Origin of the sequence: Agrilactobacillus yilanensis (genome assembly GCF_003946725.1) — a bacterium.
Lineage (GTDB): Bacteria > Bacillota > Bacilli > Lactobacillales > Lactobacillaceae > Agrilactobacillus > Agrilactobacillus yilanensis.
Map to the genome: position 1 here is coordinate 173652 of NZ_RHOY01000002.1, position 18305 is coordinate 191956.

18 protein-coding genes are annotated in these 18305 nt (G+C 38.4%); 8 read left to right on the forward strand and 10 right to left on the reverse strand.

Going from position 1 to position 18305, the window contains the following annotated elements; all coding sequences use genetic code 11:
• Positions 1–212: 212 nt before the first annotated feature.
• The 3 genes from EKM93_RS02245 to EKM93_RS02255 form a co-directional block, all read right to left on the reverse strand.
• A complete protein-coding gene (locus EKM93_RS02245) occupies positions 213–1367 on the reverse strand; it encodes an MFS transporter (RefSeq protein WP_404799797.1) in 1155 nt (384 codons plus the stop codon).
• Positions 1368–1651: 284 nt separating this feature from the next.
• Positions 1652–2578: a cysteine synthase A gene (cysK, locus tag EKM93_RS02250; protein ID WP_125712635.1), complete on the reverse strand. Its 927-nt coding sequence runs from the start codon at positions 2576–2578 to the stop codon at positions 1652–1654.
• A gap of 13 nt (positions 2579–2591) precedes the next feature.
• Entirely contained in the window at positions 2592–3392 is an 801-nt protein-coding gene (locus EKM93_RS02255; RefSeq protein ID WP_125712637.1) for a homoserine O-acetyltransferase/O-succinyltransferase family protein, read from the reverse strand.
• Positions 3393–4048: 656 nt separating this feature from the next.
• Here EKM93_RS02255 and EKM93_RS02260 point away from each other — a divergent pair.
• Positions 4049–5680 (forward strand): nitrite/sulfite reductase, encoded by a 1632-nt coding sequence (locus EKM93_RS02260; RefSeq protein WP_125712639.1) that lies wholly within the window; start codon positions 4049–4051, stop codon positions 5678–5680.
• Between the two features lie 25 nt (positions 5681–5705).
• A complete protein-coding gene (locus EKM93_RS02265) occupies positions 5706–6398 on the forward strand; it encodes a sirohydrochlorin chelatase (protein WP_125712641.1) in 693 nt (230 codons plus the stop codon).
• A 122-nt stretch (positions 6399–6520) separates the two neighbouring features.
• Here the strand turns inward: EKM93_RS02265 and EKM93_RS02270 are convergent, their stop codons facing one another.
• Positions 6521–6949: a hypothetical protein gene (locus EKM93_RS02270; RefSeq protein WP_125712643.1), complete on the reverse strand. Its 429-nt coding sequence runs from the start codon at positions 6947–6949 to the stop codon at positions 6521–6523.
• 407 nt (positions 6950–7356) lie between these two features.
• Here EKM93_RS02270 and EKM93_RS02275 point away from each other — a divergent pair, with 407 nt between their 5' ends.
• Positions 7357–7656, forward strand: a complete 300-nt coding sequence (locus EKM93_RS02275) for a DUF5839 family protein (RefSeq protein ID WP_125712645.1) — start codon at positions 7357–7359, stop codon at positions 7654–7656.
• A 408-nt stretch (positions 7657–8064) separates the two neighbouring features.
• Positions 8065–8787 (forward strand): hypothetical protein, encoded by a 723-nt coding sequence (locus tag EKM93_RS02280; protein ID WP_125712647.1) that lies wholly within the window; start codon positions 8065–8067, stop codon positions 8785–8787.
• Positions 8788–8853: 66 nt separating this feature from the next.
• Here EKM93_RS02280 and EKM93_RS02285 read toward each other — a convergent pair whose 3' ends face one another.
• Complete coding sequence (locus EKM93_RS02285; RefSeq protein ID WP_125712649.1) at positions 8854–9597, reverse strand: DUF475 domain-containing protein; 744 nt, start codon at positions 9595–9597, stop codon at positions 8854–8856.
• Positions 9598–9776: 179 nt separating this feature from the next.
• On the opposite strand from EKM93_RS02285, the gene EKM93_RS02290 reads away from it, so the two are divergent.
• The 3 genes from EKM93_RS02290 (at position 9777) to EKM93_RS02300 (ending at position 12618) form a co-directional block, all read left to right on the forward strand.
• Entirely contained in the window at positions 9777–10124 is a 348-nt protein-coding gene (locus tag EKM93_RS02290) for a cupin domain-containing protein (protein ID WP_125712651.1), read from the forward strand.
• Between the two features lie 206 nt (positions 10125–10330).
• Positions 10331–11500 carry an iron-containing alcohol dehydrogenase gene (locus tag EKM93_RS02295; RefSeq protein ID WP_125712873.1) on the forward strand — a complete coding sequence of 390 codons (1170 nt, stop codon included), beginning with the start codon at positions 10331–10333 and terminating at the stop codon, positions 11498–11500.
• A gap of 131 nt (positions 11501–11631) precedes the next feature.
• Positions 11632–12618, forward strand: coding sequence for a dihydroxyacetone kinase subunit DhaK (locus EKM93_RS02300; protein WP_125712653.1), 987 nt, complete (start codon positions 11632–11634; stop codon positions 12616–12618).
• On the opposite strand, the gene dhaS is transcribed toward EKM93_RS02300, so the two are convergent.
• A complete protein-coding gene (gene dhaS, locus EKM93_RS02305; RefSeq protein ID WP_164506963.1) occupies positions 12615–13208 on the reverse strand; it encodes a dihydroxyacetone kinase transcriptional activator DhaS in 594 nt (197 codons plus the stop codon). The two genes, EKM93_RS02300 and dhaS, sit on opposite strands and share 4 nt — an antisense overlap.
• Positions 13209–13316: 108 nt before the next feature.
• The gene (gene sdaAB / locus EKM93_RS02310; protein ID WP_125712656.1) at positions 13317–13991 is read right to left on the reverse strand and encodes an L-serine ammonia-lyase, iron-sulfur-dependent subunit beta; all 675 of its coding nucleotides are present in this window, start codon (positions 13989–13991) and stop codon (positions 13317–13319) included.
• 191 nt (positions 13992–14182) lie between these two features.
• On the opposite strand from sdaAB, the gene EKM93_RS02315 reads away from it, so the two are divergent.
• Positions 14183–14971: a TraX family protein gene (locus EKM93_RS02315; RefSeq protein ID WP_125712658.1), complete on the forward strand. Its 789-nt coding sequence runs from the start codon at positions 14183–14185 to the stop codon at positions 14969–14971.
• A gap of 67 nt (positions 14972–15038) precedes the next feature.
• Here the strand turns inward: EKM93_RS02315 and EKM93_RS02320 are convergent, their stop codons facing one another.
• From EKM93_RS02320 to EKM93_RS02330, 3 genes are all read right to left on the reverse strand, one after another.
• Positions 15039–16253 (reverse strand): amidohydrolase, encoded by a 1215-nt coding sequence (locus EKM93_RS02320; protein WP_125712660.1) that lies wholly within the window; start codon positions 16251–16253, stop codon positions 15039–15041.
• A 22-nt stretch (positions 16254–16275) separates the two neighbouring features.
• Entirely contained in the window at positions 16276–17487 is a 1212-nt protein-coding gene (locus EKM93_RS02325) for an MFS transporter (protein WP_225423607.1), read from the reverse strand.
• 288 nt (positions 17488–17775) lie between these two features.
• Complete coding sequence (locus tag EKM93_RS02330; RefSeq protein ID WP_125712662.1) at positions 17776–18300, reverse strand: GNAT family N-acetyltransferase; 525 nt, start codon at positions 18298–18300, stop codon at positions 17776–17778.
• Positions 18301–18305: the final 5 nt, after the last annotated feature.

Genomic DNA, 18305 nt, shown 5'->3' on the forward strand with positions numbered 1-18305 from the left:
CACAAAAAAAGTCGAACTGATTTTTTAAGTCAGTTCGACTTTTTCACGATATAACGAATTATTTTGCTAAGATTAAGCCATTTTTCAATTAACTCAGTACTTTTTGCTCAATGGTAGCGCTTTAATTCGTGATTTAACAATATCTAGATTGTGAAACTAAATTTTGTACAATTAAACTAAATATTTTTTAGTTTTTATTTATTTACCTAAATTTATTCAAAAAAATATTGATGTCGATCTAATAACAACCCAAAGCTTAACATTAATAAAGCCATCACCATTAACAGGCCGATGATAAATCCCCAGCTGTGCCATTGACTGTACAGCATGCTAGCTGCAATAGGGCCGACTGCAGCAATCAGATAACCCATCGACTGCGCCATCCCTGAAACCGCCACAGTTTCTGACAAATTCCGAGATTTTAAAGAAAATAAAATCATGGACATATTAAAGCCAGAGTTTGTTGCAAAACCTAAAAAGATACAGCTAAAAATGCCTAAGCCAATGGAGGTCCCTGGAATTAACAAGCTGCCTAACCCTATCAAGAATAATAAACCGGTCATTAACATTAACGGCGCCTGCCGCTGCCGATGTCCAGCGATAATTGGAATTAAATAAGACATTGGCACTGCCGCCAGCTGCATCACCCCTAATAACAGGCTGCTGGTATTTTGACTCAGGCCATGATCCACTAAAATCTGGGGCAGCCAAGTTAAAATTGTATAAAATAATAAGGATTGGATACCCATGTAGCCCGTCATAAACCAACTTGTCTTTTGCTTCCAAACATTAGCATTGGGTACTTCGGTAGTTGTGGCCTGGGCTGTCTTAGGTGCAGCAGCCTGGTAACGTTTCGTTGCTAAAGCCACTAACCCCGTTAAAATTGGGAAGAAGACCAGTACTTGAAACATAGTCTGCCAACCAATTTGGGAGGCCACTGGTGCGCTAATCCCTGCTGAAACGGCACTGAAAATTGTCATCGACAAAGAATAGACGCTGGTCATCACCCCTATTTTATTCGGGAAAAATGTTGAAACTATCGCTGGTGCCAAAACATTTAAGACAGCAATACCGGCACCAACTAATAATGTACCCAACAATAATAGTTCAAATGAGTAGACCCGGATAAAAAAACCTGCCGCTAAAACCAACAAGGCAATACTCAAGATTCGAATCAAACCAAATTTTTGCCGCAGACGATCCACAAAAGGCGATACAGCCGTAAAGCAAAGCAACGGGATCGTCGTTAAACTCCCCAAAAACCAGCCTGGTAAATTCAAACTATGTTGAATATTACTTAAAACTGGCGGTACAATCGTTAACCCCGTACGCATATTTAAACCAACTAAAATAAGTAACGTCACCACTAAAATAGCGAGCCGTTTTGAATTTGCTTGTGTTTTCAGTATTAATTCCCCCTAAATAATCTTGCTGCTATTCGAGTCGCCACGTTACATCCGTATCCCCCTTGTAACAGCTCCATTTTTTATAGCAGGATTAATACCTAAATTTTACCATAATTAGACATTTTTTGAGCATGCTAAAAAATTTTTATTCTCTGCCTATTAATAGGTAGTTATCCGCTGGCCAATAAAAAAGACTAGGTCAAAAGTTAATTTGCCTAATCTTTCTTGTTTATTATTCCAGTTATTTACGCTTTATCAAATATCTTCGTGGACAAATAACGTTCCCCATTATCTGGCGCAACGGTCACGACTGCTTTACCTTGTCCTAATTTTTTGGCAATTTCAATGGCCCCAAAAATATTGGCACCAGCAGAAATCCCTGGCAAGAACCCTTCTTTTTGAGCAACTTCTCGAACTGTCGCAATCGCCTGCTCACTAGTAACTTCCATGATATCATCATATAACTTCGTATCCAAAACATCAGGCACAAAACCAGCACTGATCCCTTGAATCTTATGCTTGCCACCGTGACCTTCCTTTAGAACGGGTGATTCTGCCGCTTCTAAAGCATAAATTGCGACTTCTGGATTTACTTTGCGCAATGCCCGGCCAACACCAGTTAACGTGCCACCAGTACCTACCCCAGCTACAAAAGCATCTGGCGTCTGGCCATCAAAAGCCGCAATAATTTCTGGACCAGTCGTTTGTTCGTGGATATTAGGATTTGCTGGATTATTGAATTGTAATGGTAGGAAGTAATCTTTTTCTTCAGCCAACTTTTTAGCAGTGGCGATTGCGCCAGGCATGCCATCAGCCCCTGGTGTCAAAATTAATTCTGCGCCGTAACCTTGCATCAATTGACGCCGTTCCAAACTCATTGTTTCCGGCATCACGATAATCAAATGATAACCCTTGGCCGCCGCTACTAAAGCTAAACCGATTCCGGTATTGCCAGAAGTTGGTTCAATAATCGTTGCCCCTGGTTTTAAGCGGCCATCTTTTTCTGCCGTTTCGATCATAGCTAGTGCAATTCGGTCTTTAATAGAACTGCCCGGATTGAAAAATTCCAATTTTACGTAAACATCTGCCGCACCTGCGGGTACTACTTTATTTAATTTTAATAATGGTGTATTACCGATTAATTCTGTAATTGTTTGATTTGCTTTGACCATGTTAAAACCTCCGTTAATTTGTTTGAATTTGTTGCAACCAATTCTTAAAAAATTGCTGTTGTGTGTGCTGCCATGGGAAAGCTTCCCGTTCTAAAGTCAGAACAGAAGCTGCTGTGGCATGGGGTTTAGCGTAATGTCGCTCTGGGTGTGCGGTAACTTCTCGCTGATATTCATCTGCTAGTCCAGAACCACCATATTCTAAATGAGAAAATAAGAAATTTTCATTACCTTGCTGATTTTGAATTAAAAATAAATTGTCTGTACGGCTTTTAGCCACTTCAACGAGTTCCGGATGGGCTTCAATATCCCAAATATTAGATTCAGCGTAACGGGCATGGGGTGCAATAAAGCCATTGGTTAACCCTGATAAAATTGGCGCCTCTGTTAAAATCTGATGCGGATAAGCCCCAAAAATCTTTTGCGGTAAATCGTGCTTGCCAATTTGATACAACTCATGCAACGCCACCATTGCTCCCCAGCAGAAGTACAGCCGCTGCGGTACTTTTTCCAATACCTTTAAAAGCGCTTGAATCTCATGAATATAAGTAACATCCTCAAACGGCAACTGTTCGATGGGGGATCCTGTAATAATAAACGCATCTAGTTTTGAAACTTCCGCTAAGTCTAACGGCTGCAGCTGCTTTAAAACCGCCGTCGGGATCTCTCGACCATCATAATAGTGTCTTGGATAATAAAAATGTAATTGAACATCGTATTCCGGATAGCGTGTTAAAATCTGTTGAAAATCATGATTTGTATTTATTTTATGATGCATTAAATTCAAAATACCAATGTGTAATTGCCGGCAATTCATGAAAATTCATCCTCTCATCTAAGTTCGTCTATACGTGTTAAATCAATAATCACCTTCTTAGTTCGGTGCTACAAAATACTTCAGTCAGCGATACTTGCACTAAAAACAACATCGCCCCCGCACCCCACTGAGTGATAATCCTACGAACTGACAATATAACTTTGTTTTACAATAATTATATGAATATATGATGGATTTTAGATTAATTTTTTTTGCCATAAAAAAAGACTCCTATACAATTTGATGAAATGTCTACAATTAGCCATTCATAACATTAGGAGTCAGTAAATTTGAGATTTATCGCCTAGTTCACATAAAACTAAACTGCACCAAAAAATGCTGATTCCTTAAAGTATAAGAATCAACAACAGCAATATGACGCTGTAAAATTATTGGTATATGGGTGTGACACTGTCGTTAAAACTCTAAATTCACTTTTCAACACCAGGCACACCCCTTTTCTGAACGATTTTTGTTGCCACCATCATAGCAGTGTTTCAAATTAATGTCAAACGGTCTATTATATTTATTAATCGTAACTATTACAGAATATAATAGTTTTACGCTTCAAAGCTTGATCTCAGTGATACAATTATATTGATTGCGTAAATAATTATTTTAATACTGCTGTAAACTCACAGAAATGAGGCAAATTTATGAGCTATCAAGCAACATGGACAAATGAAAAAATTAACAAGAATGAAACTAGTAAACTCAAAACAGATGGTTTGGATGTTTTTAAAATGCTTCCAGACCTCATCAAAAAACCCTTTCCAGAGATCGACAAAAGCTATTACATGTACTTTAAATATGCCGGCTTAACCGTACAAAAGCCCCAAGATGCCGGCAACTTTATGATGCGTATCAAAGTTCCCGGTGGTATTTTAACGGTTGCACAAGCAACTCACTTAGCCAAAATCGCTGAAACTTACGGCCATGGCTATATTGATTTAACCACCCGCCAATCTGTCCAATACCACTGGATCCCCTTTGCCAAATTACCTGAAATTTTTGCAGGCATTGAAAACGTAGGCCTAACAACAACTGGTGCTGAAGGCGATATTACCCGCAATGTCATTGGCAATCCTCTAGCTGACATTGATCGCAATGAATTATTTGATACCCAGCCCCTTGTTGACCAAGTCAATCAGCGTTTTCAAGGCAATCGTGACTACTCTAATTTACCTCGGAAAATGAAAATTTCGATCAATAGTAATTTATTCAACGCTGGCAATGCTGAGATCAACGATCTTGCATTTACCCCTGCAACAAAGCTGACTGATAATGGTAAAATTCAAGGCTTTAACGTTAAAATTGGTGGTGGTCTTGGGGCAATGCCGTTCTTAGGCTTAGCTATGGATATCTTTGTCCGCCCGGAACAAGTTGCTGATGTATCTGAAGCCGTTGTCAGTCTTTACCGAGACTATGGCTACCGCCGTAACCGCAGCCATGCGCGCTTGAAATTCTTGATCAAGGATTGGGGCGTTGCTAAATTTGAGACCAAATTACGCGCACTGATGCCTGATTTGCTCACTGCTGGTCATGATGAAGTCATCGGCTGGTCTAACGGTACTGCACTTGGCCTGCATCCCCAGCGACAAGCCGGTTTTTACTATTTAGGTATCGGCATCCCTTCTGGCCATTTAGCCGCTGAAGACTTTAAAGCATTCGTTGCTTTAGCTGCCCAATATGGTCACAATGAACTGCGCTTAGACCACAATCAAGATTTGATCATTCCTTGGTTGGCGCAAGCCGACTTAGCAGCGATTCAAGCCAGTCCAATTTTGCAAAAATTCAGCGCCACCGATCAGACATTGATGAGCATGGGCACTACTTGCACCGGTGCAGAGTATTGCAACCTCGCTAACGCCCATACAAAAGAACTTTTTGAACCATTGTTTCACACTTTAGACGACCGCTTCAATTTCAGTAATCCCCCACGAATTACGCTGACTGGCTGTGGTAACGGCTGTGCCCATCGTGCTATTGCGGATATTGGGATCGAAGGTACAACGGGTAAAACTTTAATGGGTGAACGTGTGGAAGCATACAAATTATCGGTTGGCGGCAGTTTATTAAACGGCGGTCATTTCGCTATACCATTAAAAGGAAAAGTTTCACAAATACAGTTAGCTGATGCATTGACTGCGATTTTATCAGACTACCAAAATCATAAAATTGATAATGAAAACTTTTATAATTATTATTCACGTCAAGAAAATCAATATTTTCAAGATATTTTGGATGAATATCTGGTAAAATTAACACCAGAGATGCGTATAAAATAATTAATTGCTCAAAGGAAGTATGGCTATGACAACTGGTATCTTATATGTCCTTCACGGACGCCGGGATAAAATCCCATCGGCGAATTTAAATTTAATCTATTCCATCCAAGCTCGATATGACATGCCACAGGCGATCGGCTTTTTGGAAGGCGACACGCAAACACTAGAAGCGCAGGCATTAGCACTGCAAGAAAAAGTCAGCCACCTTATCGTTATCCCGGTTCTTTTATTCCCAGCAACCCATGTCCTTTGGGATATCCCTAAACGCTTAGCGGCAATTTGTCGCCCAGAGTTAACCTATCAAATGTTGGCACCTTTAGGTACAACTGAGGCTGTCTTTGCTTTTTTAAGAGAACAGCTTTATACCGCCACTAAGCATTATGTGAATCGTTCCATTTTGCTAGTTGCCCATGGGACTAAACACTTTACAGAGCCGTTTGACGAGTTGCAAGTCATTGGTCAAAAACTGCAGACCGCATTGCATACACCAGTGATTTGCGCAAATTATGTAGGTCCCCACCAAGTCCAAGAAGTTGCGCCTAATATTGTGAATTATATTCTAGTTCAGCCGCTATTTTTGACAGATGGCCGCCTCGTCCACAAGATAGAAGACAGGATCAGAGACTTTCATCCGAATGCTGTTTTTTTGCCAACTTTGGAAAATAATCCAGCGCTGAAGGCTGCTATTTTGGAACGTTTGCATGATGCGGGATTATAAGTTTTACGGCTTAAATTAAAAAAACCAAATCAAAAAATTAATTTTGATTTGGTTTTTTTATTTGTGTTACTTGTATGAGCTTATTGATTGGAAAATCGCCGCTACCAATGATTCTCAAAAGTCTAACTATTTAAATGCGATTCCATAGCCTCCAGATAACGTTTCATTGCGGCATTAATCAATAAGCAGTAGGTTAACATAATACAGCCGATAATTAACAATAAGAATGCCAACGCCACCAGCCAGCCTTGCGCTAATCCTTGACCCAAAATAAGTAAAATTACGGCAATAATATCTACCACACCATAATAATTAAACTGTAAAAAACGATATGCCCGCTTAACCCGTCGAATAGAGGTTTCCGATAGCTGTTTGGCAATGGAACGTTGCTGTATTGTCAGCTTCTCTTGGTCTTCAGTTGTCATCGTTTGAATATTGTAATGCAGCTTTTGAATGACAATTGCGGTTTTTTTGCGCGCCATTTCCAAATTTAAAAAGCCATGATAGGCTAATAAAATCATAAAAACAACCGTACTAATAATTTGAATCATAATACCTATCCTTTGTAATTAATATATCTTTAATTATAGTTTAATAAGACAAAACCATAATTAAAGCCTACCACACTTTAGTTCGCTGTGTTAGAGTTTAACTCAATTTTATGATAAAAATAAATGCTAATTTTCTAAAAATCTAAAAATCGGCGGATACTGAAAATGATTAATTTCAAAGTGATAATAGAGATGATTTTATGATTTACACCCTGCCAACTGCTAATCAACGGTTAACGCCACCGATGATCTAGACTTATTGCCAGCATTTGGGTCAGTATTCGATTTACAGATACCTAAAATTCAGAATTTCTGTGAATAAAATCTGATTTTCTAGCTTAATACTTTCAAAAAATGGTATCCTTTAATAAGGGATAATTATCAATAGAACCAAACGAGGTGTTAAAATGGCAGATAATGTATTGATGGGTTTACACATTCGTAAAGATTCACCAGATGGCGAATGGTATTTAAAGACGGATAAGGTTTACAAATGGCGGATTACGAGCAAAACAACGGGGCAGCCTAAACCTGGTAATTTGGCAATTGTACAGACTAAATTTGGTACTCGAAATGTTTTAGTTTATGCAACAAAGGAAGTTAAAAATAATGTTGCTGATCTAAAACCAGTTGTAAAATTTCAAGATCACTCTAGTAAAAATGCAAAAATTGTGAAAACTTTTGAAGCATTCTATAATAAAAAATAATTATATTCTATAATATTCTAAATGTCAGATTTCTATTAAACTAGCATTTAGAATATTTTTTTGTTACTTTATTATGAAAACGTTTTATTGAAAATTTTCGGTATCAAAAACACAAAAAATTTTTATTTTCCTAAATTTTTTTTAGGTTTATCCCCAAAACCGTCATTTTATGTGCTATGATAGATACATAGACAAGATATAGGCTTTTAGAAATTAATTGATTTTAAAATTTTTCTGAAATTAGCTTTCATTTATTACAATTTATGAAACACATCTCTGAAAAGTTCTGAATCACTGGATTTATAAGTTGCCCCTTGATAAAAAAATAAACCGAGTCTGTAGACTCACGAAAGGAGACTTAGGATCTGCCTTTAGTCATTGACTGACTGACGCCGTTCCGACATCTTAATGAAAAAATCAATCACTTATCGTTTAGCAATGCTCCTTATTTCTCTGCTACTTTCAGGTATCTGTCAAGCACTCACTATCTCTACCAAGTTAGGGGCCACAATCTGGTCCGCTTCTTCATTAAACATTTTAGGCGCTATTTTCCAAACCAATGATTTGGCCTTTTTAAACCATTTCAACGGTACAACCATGTTAATCATGAGTTGTCTTGTGGGCTTAGTGAACTTTAAACTGTCACCTGAAAAAGATATTGGTCGATTTTTCCGTAACCTTTTGTTCGTTGTTCCGTTTAGCTACCTTATTCAATTTTTTGTACCATTCTGGCAAATCGTTTTACCAAAACTTCATGCCATTGTACCCAATGACATCACTTGGATTGCCTTAATGATCATTTTGGATATTGTTGGTTTAACCGGAATCGCTTTTGCAGTCTCACTTTATCAACGGGCCAATTTAATTTTGCATCCCTATGATGACTTAGCATTTACCTTGAGATTTTATTATTTCAAAGGCAATGCTGTTAAAGCACAGATTGTTAGTTTTGCAATTCCCGTCGTTTTAACAATTATCATGGTCCTTTTAAATCAAGGTCATCTAATTTCTGTCGGCTTTGGGACAGTTTGGGCTTTCTTTGCGCAAGGTCCAATGACCGCTTTCTTCGATCGCTATGCTTTGCCTGATTTTAAACATCAAGCTTTAAGACGTATTGCAATGCATGCTTAATAAAAAATGAGATAAATATAGAGCTCAGATCAATTTCAACTTTTGATCTGAGCTCTATTTCTTTGCTTATTTATGTTCTGGTATTTGTTTTTTTACTCGAATATAGTGAATTAACAAGGTTATTCCCACCGCAGCAACTAAGATGACAACAAAAGCACTAGGTGGCATTTCAATCCCAATTTGAGGAATCGTCAAAAATAATTTAATCGCAATAATCGCAATTAAAAAGTAAGCCATTGGTTCCAATTCTGGGATCTTTTTCATTAATTTAATAATAATCTCTGCAATGCCCCGCATTACCAAGATCCCAACTAAGCCACCAATTAAGACGATAATTGCATTTGTGGATACGGCCAGTGCTGCTAAAATGGAGTCTACAGAAAAAATAGCATCCATAAACACCATCTGTAAAACAGTAGGCCAAAATTTAGCATTTTTCTTAGTTTTTACAGTTTGTTCCGACTCGTGTTTATGTCGCTTATAGAAGAAACTAATTACGAGATACATTAAATACAACGAACCAATCAACTTAACTTCCCACATATGAATCATGAAAGTTCCTAAGCCAATCATGAGAAATCTTAAAATATAAGAACCCCATAAGCCATATAATAACGCTTCGGTCTGCTGTTTTGGTGTCGGTAAACTTTGGGTTTGTGCCGCTAAAACAACGGCATTATCAACAGATAATAAACACTCCAATAAAATTAAAGAGATAATAATTGACCATGAAGACCATGACGTCAGAATCTCTTGCCATGCCTGGGGATCAAAAAATGGACCGTATAGCTGTTGAAGTACATGTAACACTGAGTGAAATACTCCCTTCTTTTGTATAAACTAGTTCAATTGTACTCCTGTCGTTTCGGATATACACGATATATTTGCAACAACTGTACAGTCTTTTTTTCTAAATTTCCTAAATTTTTACATTTGTCTTATACTTTATAGATACAAGTAAATTGTGCTATAAAGTGAGGATGATATTTATGTTTTTTAAAGGAAACGAAACAGAACTTGGTCGTGTTGATGACAATACACTGCGCAAAAATCTAGCTTACGGTGATGGCTTGATGAATACCCTGGTTATTTTTGAACATGGTTTAGCATCAGATGCCACAATTCCATTTCACAAACATGCACACGTGCAAACAACCTATGTTTTAAAAGGTGCTTTTAAATTTGCCATCAAATACCCTGATCATACAGACGTCCAAGAAGTACATGTTGGCGATAGTATCTACTTCCCTAGTAATTACGAACACGGTTGCATCCCGTTGGAAGACGACAGTCAACTCATTGACTCCTTTAACCCAGTCAGAGAAGATTTTCTTTAAACATTAAAGCTTCATTAACACACGCCCTTAGTGAATATTAGTTAGATAGCCACATTGCTTACCTATAAAGGTACAAGTTAATGTGGCTATTTTAGTATCATCAAATAGCCGTCACAATTCTATCGGACAAAATTTAACTTTTGTCCCTTATTTTCTTCACATATCCAACGTATACTAAAATTATCAAACATAAAGGATTGATAATGATGAAAGAAAATTTTGACTTCTTAATGCCAAGCGTTAACTTCTTTGGCCCGAACGTTATTGAAAAAATTGGTGCTCGCGCTAAAATGCTAAATATGAAACGGCCATTAGTTGTAACTGATAAATTTCTTGAAGGTCTACATAATGGTGCCGTAGAACAAACGATTGCTTCTTTAAAGGCTGCAAACGTAGACTATGTTATCTACAATGGTGTTGAACCTAATCCTAAAGTTCGTAATATCAAGGAAGCAAAAGCCTTATATGAAAAAGAAAATTGTGACAGTATCATCACAGTAGGTGGCGGTTCTGCCCACGATACTGGTAAAGGGACCGGTATCATTTTGACAAATGGTGACGATATTACTAAATTAGCCGGTATCGAAACATTAGATAACCCATTACCACCACTACTGGCTGTTAATACCACTGCCGGAACTGGTTCAGAATTAACACGGCATTGTGTTATTACAAATGAAGCAACCCATTTGAAATTTGTTGTTGTTTCTTGGCGCAACATCCCATTGGTTTCATTTAATGATCCAATGTTGATGCTTGACGTACCTAAGAGTTTAACAGCTGCCACTGGGATGGATGCCTTTGTTCAAGCAGTTGAACCTTATGTTTCTACAAACCGCAACGCTATTACAGACAGTCAATGTATTCAAGCCATCAAATTGATTCAAACCAGCTTACGTGAAGCCGTTGCTAATGGCCATAACGTTGAAGCTCGGACAAAGATGGTGGAAGCAGAAATGTTAGCTGGGATGGCCTTTAACAACGCTGACTTAGGTTATGTTCACGCGATGGCGCACCAATTAGGCGGTCAATATGATGCTCCACATGGTGTCTGCTGTGCGTTATTATTACCAGTTGTTGAAAAATATAACATTATCGCTTGCCCTGAACGTTTTGCAGAATTAGCTGAAATCATGGGCGAAAATACAGAAGGCCTATCCACACGGGACGCTGCTGATTTAGCTATCAAAGCGATGAAACAATTAGCTGAAGATGTTGGTATTCCAAAGAGTATCAAAGCAATCGGTGCTAAACCTGAAGATTTCCCATTAATGGCTGAAAATGCCTTAAAAGATGGCAATGCCTTTTCAAATCCACGTAAAGGTACCAAAGAAGAAATCATTCAACTATTCCAAGAAGCTTATGATGCTGAATAAGGCACTAACCTTTAAGACATCGTTTTATCAGTCGTTAAATCATTTATAAATATTCAAAAATCCTCTTGGATCGATGCCCTGCTGCATCTGCCACAAGAGGATTTTTATTTACCAATAAAGGTCGTGATTTCTTGAAAAAACTCATTAATCAACCGCAAACCGTTGTCCAAGAAATGTTAGCAGGCATTTTAAAAGCCTATCCACAACTGGTCAAAGTACCCCATGTCAACGCCGTAGTCTACCCTCATTTAAATCGGCAAACACGGCTGATCTCCGGTGGCGGCAGCGGCCATGAACCATTGGATGTTGGCTATTTAGGGCCAAATTTATTAGACGCAGCTATTTTAGGCGCCCCTTTTACACCACCAACGCCTGAAGCCATTGTGGCAACCGTCGAATTTTTCAAAATACAAAAGCCCGTAGTTTTTATCATCAAAAATTTTATTGCCGACTTGCATAATTTTAAACAGGCCCAAAAACAACTCATCGCTAAAGGCTATCAAGTAGGCCTCGTTATTGTAGATGATGACCGTTCTGTAAATCCAGACACTTTAAATCTCCGCCGGCGAGGGGTGGCCGGTACAGTGTTTGTTCATAAAATTCTAGGCTATGCGGCCGAAAAAAAAGCGACACTAGAAACACTAGTATCGTTAGGTAAAGCGGTTAATGCCAACTTATGTACCTTAAGTGCTGCCTTTACCGGCAGTGAATTACCAGATCAACAGGCCCCTTCGTTTGAGCTCGCTTCGAATGAAGTTGCTTATGGTGTCGGTATTCACGGTGAAGCTGGCTACCGCAAAGAAGTTTTTCATAGCGCTGACTTATTAGCCCGAGAATTAGTGAATAAGCTTTTACAGACTGCCCCGTTGATCGCTAATGATCATTGCGCCGTTTTAGTAAACGGCCTGGGCGCCTTGCCATTAATGGACCAATTCATTTTTGCCCACGATATCTGTGAACTTTTGACATTAAAACAGATTCAGCCGCAACTGTTAAAAGTTGGTAACTTTTTAACGGCCTATAATATGTCCGGTGTTTCTGTCACCTTATTAAAACTAGTTGATCCAGACTGGTTAACAGCACTAAATGCTGAAGTAACTGGTTTTGCCTGGCATTAAATGGAAATTTCTTGGTGTTCATATCGTGTAATCGGCGCAGTTCGCAGCAACAAACCATTAAATGTATCTTCAATAATTTGCTGCACCGCTTTAAATTCCACCTTTGCATCAATCTCTACTTCATTTGCCAACCACCATTTGATCTCACTGACTAACCCATTTGTTAGAAAATTCACTAAAAAGTGCCGATAGGCCGTTTTAATGTCAATTTTTCGAGTCTGCACCATATCCGTCACAATTAAATCTACCAAGTGGTGGGTATGCGCTTCAATTGCCAAACCCGGTGCATTTTGGGCATGGTTTTCAAATACTTGACAATAAAAAGCGCGATTATCGGCAAAATAGCCACAAAGATGATATAAAACTTTACTCCAATGCTCATAATTTAAATTATCATCCACAACTTGAGAAACTTCATCTTCGTAAAGCCATACTAATAAGTCATATTTATCTTGAAAATAGTCATAAAAAGTTTGCCGTCGTAATTGAGCTGTGGCCATAATATTGGTTACGCTCACTTTTTCTAAACCTTTTTGACTAATCAGTGCTTTGGCAGCCACTGCAATCTTTTTTTTAACAATATAAGACAAATCACACACCCCATTATCTGATCCAGACTTCAAAAGTTTTGAGATTATCTATGAGGCATTATACCATGACTTTGCTCAAATTGTCACGTTATTAATTACAATTAAAAATTATGACCGGCGCTCAATAAATCTTGCATTAATGACATTAGGTAAATGCCGTAGCTGGGTGGCAATCTCTGGTTCTGAACAACTATCTACCTCAATAATCATAAATGCCATGCAGCCCTTGTCTTGGCGGTTGACGGTCATTGTACTGATATTGATATCGTTATCTGAAAGTAGCTTTGTAACCTCAGCAATAACCCCAGGGACATCTTTATGCCGAATTAAAAAAGTCGGCATTTCCAACGAGAACTCAATTTTAAAGCCATCAATCTCAGTAATTTGAAAAGCACCGCCGCCGATAGAAATTCCAGTGATTTCCATTTCATAGTCATCTTTTATTAAATGCGCTTTAACAGTATTAGGGTGCATCGCTTTTTCTGTTTTTGTGATAAAGTTAATTTTAATACCTTTTTCTTTTGCGATTTCTAAAGAGTGGGATAATCGCTGATCGCTGGGCGCCATCTCTAATAAGCCACCGACTAAAGCATAATCTGTACGATGCCCTTTATAAGTCGTTGCAAAAGATTCATAAAAATAAACATCTACTTGAGTTGGTTCAGCCCCATAAATTAAACGCATTACTTTGCCAATTCTAGCAGCCCCAGCAGTATGAGAACTACTAGGACCTACCATAACTGGGCCGATAATATCAAAAACACTTTTATAATCTTGGCTCATAATTAAACGCCTCACTTTTATTTCAGTTGTTTTTATTATAACTTTTCATTGATGATTTGCCGACATTAATTAGCTTATATTTCTAAAAAACAAATGAAATGACAACAAACGAACAGTTTTGTCACAGCTATTTACGATTATTATAATTTAAGGAATAATAAACTTTAACGAATTCAATTAAAGGAGTTTTTATGACTAATAATTATATCGCAGACAATGCTAAGCCAGGTCTTAACCGTGAGGCTTTCAAACTACTCTTAATGGCCTTGATGGTCTTAGATCACATTGGTTTTTTTATCTCCCCTTACTTAGCCGACGTTTTCCATATTATAACCCGAGTCGTGGCCGTGGGTTTTGGCTATTTACTTGTGGAGGGGATGCATTACACCCATAGTCGCCGCCAATATATTTTACGGCTATTCGGTTGGAGTGCTTTCATGGCTTTAGGAAATTTCCTAATGAACCAATTTATCTTGACACCTAGTAACCATCTAGCTATTTTAGGCGATAACATCTTTTTAACGTTAGCTTTAGGCGCTGCCGTCATCGCCTTATGGGATAACCAAGCCACTACCATCAAAAATCAGCGCCTACTAAAGGTCAGCGCTGTTATCCTAGGCATTTTAAGCCTTTTCCCAATCATTGAAGGCAGTTTTCTAGTCATTCCATTTATATTTATCACTCAGCTCACTTATCAAAATCCTAAGCGCCGTAACTTATGGTACGTATTATTAGCCTTTGGTATGGCCGCTCTCGAAGTTCCACTGGCGCTTTCAGCAGCCGTTGATTTTACCCCAGCTTTAATTTTTGATACGATTGCGGTCAATGCCAGTGAACCTTTCTTCCTATTGATTATTCCCTTGCTGCATTTTTATAATGGTCAAATTGGTAAATATAGTCATCAATTAAAATATGTTTTTTATATTTTTTACCCCGCTCATTTATGGTTAATCCATTTACTCCAAATGGCTGTTTCCTAAATTAAAAAGCTGTTGCGCCGTCTTTAAAACATAACGTTTTAGACGATGCAACAGCTTTTTTATAACACTATTTATTTGCTAAAATATCTAAAGCTGCTGCCCCAACCGCTTTTGCAGTGAGTGGCAATGCTTTTTCATTAATTACAAATTTAGGACTGTGGTGCGGATAAAAAACGCCATCATCAGGCATTTCACCGACGAACATAAACGTTGAAGGTACCTTTTGGGCAAAATATGCAAAATCTTCGGATGCAGATTCTGTATGCGTCATATCCAAATGTTGCAATTCTGCAATATTACTCGTTTGCAAAGAATGCTGTACAAATTCAGTTAATGCATCATTATTGTTCAAAACCGGATAATCCGTATCGTAGAACAGATCCACTTCTACCCCAAACATCGTCTCTAAGCCTTTAACCATCTGCTTAAAGTTCTTTTCAACAATATCACAAGTCTCTTGTTTCATAAAGCGGACATCCCCCTCGAGATAAACCGCATCTTTGATAACATTAAAAGAACCCTTCCCATCAAAATTACCAATGGTTAACGTTGCCATTTCAAATGGATCCACGCGACGAGAAACAATTGTCTGAGCGGCAGCAACAAAAAAGGAAGCCGCTACATTAGCATCATTCGCTAATTGGGGAGCAGAGCCGTGACCGCCTTTACCTTTAATCGTCATTTTGATACTTGACCGGCCAGCCATCACTGCCCCTTTTGTACATTCAATCGTACCATAAGGAATTGGTGCCCAAGCATGGACGCCTAACATTGCATCTACACCATCTAAAACTCCGGCTTTAATCATCCCGCGAGCACCGCCTGGTGGTGTTTCTTCAGCCGGTTGGTGTACGATTTTTATTTTGCCGTCAAAGTCAGCCCGCATTTCATAGAGCGCTTCCGCCAAAATTAACATATATGCCGTATGCCCATCATGACCGCACGCATGCATTGCCCCTTTATTTTGAGAAGCATATGGTAAACCGGTTTCTTCTTGAACCGGCAGTGCATCAAAATCCGCTCTTAAAGCCACCGTTTTGCCAGGACGACCTGAGTCAATGACGACCACAACACCATAGCCATCCCCGTAATTTGTTTCAACGGCTACGGACTTACCTTCATAGAATTTAGCAATATAAGCACCCGTTGCTTTTTCTTCAAAAGACACTTCCGGATGTTGATGCAAATAGCGCCGAATATCGATCATCCGCTGTGTTTTTTCATCAATCAAATGGTATAGTTTTTCTTTAACCGCGGCACTTGCCTGTTTTACTTCAGTCATATTCAACCATCTCCATATAAAATTATTTGTTAATTTTTACTAAGAAAGTTCCTAACCCGCCTAGTAAAATTGATACCGCTAATAAAATAAAGCCACTTTTGAAATTACCGCCACTAGCTTGGACTAAGGCGCCAATAATCATTGGAGCTAAAAAGCCGCCAAACGTACCACCAGTATTGATAATCCCCACAGAAGAACCAATGACTTCTTGTTCAAAAATATGTTGGGGCCAAGTAAAGGTTGCCGTAAACGCTGAAATCGTCACCATCCCAATAATAGCCACTAAAACCACTGAAATCGCCACACTATGAATATTCACCAATGCAATAATGGCCGAGGCACTAATCACGGCACAAATCAAAATGAATTGTTTTTGCTTGCCAACAAACCACTTAGACAGAATCATGCCGGTCATAAAACTGCCAAAGACTTGGGAAATCGAATTAACCGCTAAAATCGCACCAGCTGCCCCAAGGGAAAGTTGATAAGTCTTAGTCAAATAGCTGGGTAACCAAGACATAGAACCGTAATACGTAATATTGAGCAAAATCATAATTACAAATAAAATTAAAACATTACGATTAGTTATAATTTCTCGAAATTTAACCGTTGATTTCGCTTTTGCTGTTGATGCAACTTGCGGTGTGCTTGGTAACAAAAATAAAACGAGCAAAAAAGCAATTAAAAACAGCGTGCCTAATAAGAAATACCCGTAACGCCACTTCAGTGCAATAATATTAGCCCCTAACGTAAATGCTAAAATACCACCAATCCCAGACGTCGTTAAAATGCCAGATTGGACCATAACCCGTTTATTTTTATCAAAATTTTCGGCTACAGCCTTAGAACAAGAAGATGGATAACCCCCATGCCCAATACCAGCCCCAAAACGAATGGCTAAAAATAACATCAAACTACTGACCATCCCGAAAGCATAAGAAAAAATTGAAATAATCCCTAGCGATAATAGTAGTACCTTTTTGGCACCAATTTTATCAGCTAGCCAACCACCAGGAATCTGCATTAAAGTATAAGCTAGAAAAAACATGCTCATAATTAAACCAGTCTGCGAAGTGGTAAAATCAAATTGCTTCGCAATCGGAATAATAGCCGTAGATACCATATTTTTATCCATATAAACCATCGAGTAACCCGCCATTAAGGCTACAATAATCTTAATATCTTGACCTTGTAGACGTGTTTTACTCGCGGTAATTTCAGCCCCATCTTTCAAAAAAAATCACTTCCTCACCAAATTTTTTGTTAATGCTTTCACTACTTTTGTATATTATCATGTTGATAATATTCTTTCAATAATTTTATACTCCTTGATTATTCATTTATATGTAATTAATTATCTTAAATATGATTAATATAGATTACTTATTATAAATATTTTTGAAAACCGCAAAAAAACACCAAGTTTTTGAAAATAAACTTGATGTTCTTAAATTAGCTTTTTAAGGTATTTTAAAATCAATATCCTGCTTGTGCCGTCAATTAAGACCACTTTTGCGCCACGTTAACTTTCAAAAACTGCCGTATCCTGGCCAATGGTTCGCTTAAACTTCAGTTGATTCGGGCCCAAAACTTTAAGCAAGTGGGCCGCTGTCGGCTTATCCGCTGGCGTTTCTAAACCAAATTGACTGGCCGGAATATAGCCCAAGCGTTGATAATAATCAGGCTGACCGACGACGGTGATAAAGGTATACCCAGCCATCACCGCATTTTGTTCTAATGCCGCCACAAGTTGCTGCCCAATCCCTTGTCTTTGATAAGCCGGTCGCACTGCCAAAATACTTAAATTTAAACCAGTAACTAAATTTATTTCTGAACGAATGGTCACCGGCCGCAATAAGCCATAACCGATAATTTGTGTTTTGCTGACGGCCGCCAGCTCTAGGCTGTTTTGAAAGCTCTCGGGTCCCATGAGTGCTTTAGCCGCACTTGTCATTAAATCATAGCTTTGTGGTGCAGCCGAATAAGCTTGTTGCACTAAGTCATTAATACTTTGATTATCAGCAGCTGTCGGTTTTTTGAATAACATCTATT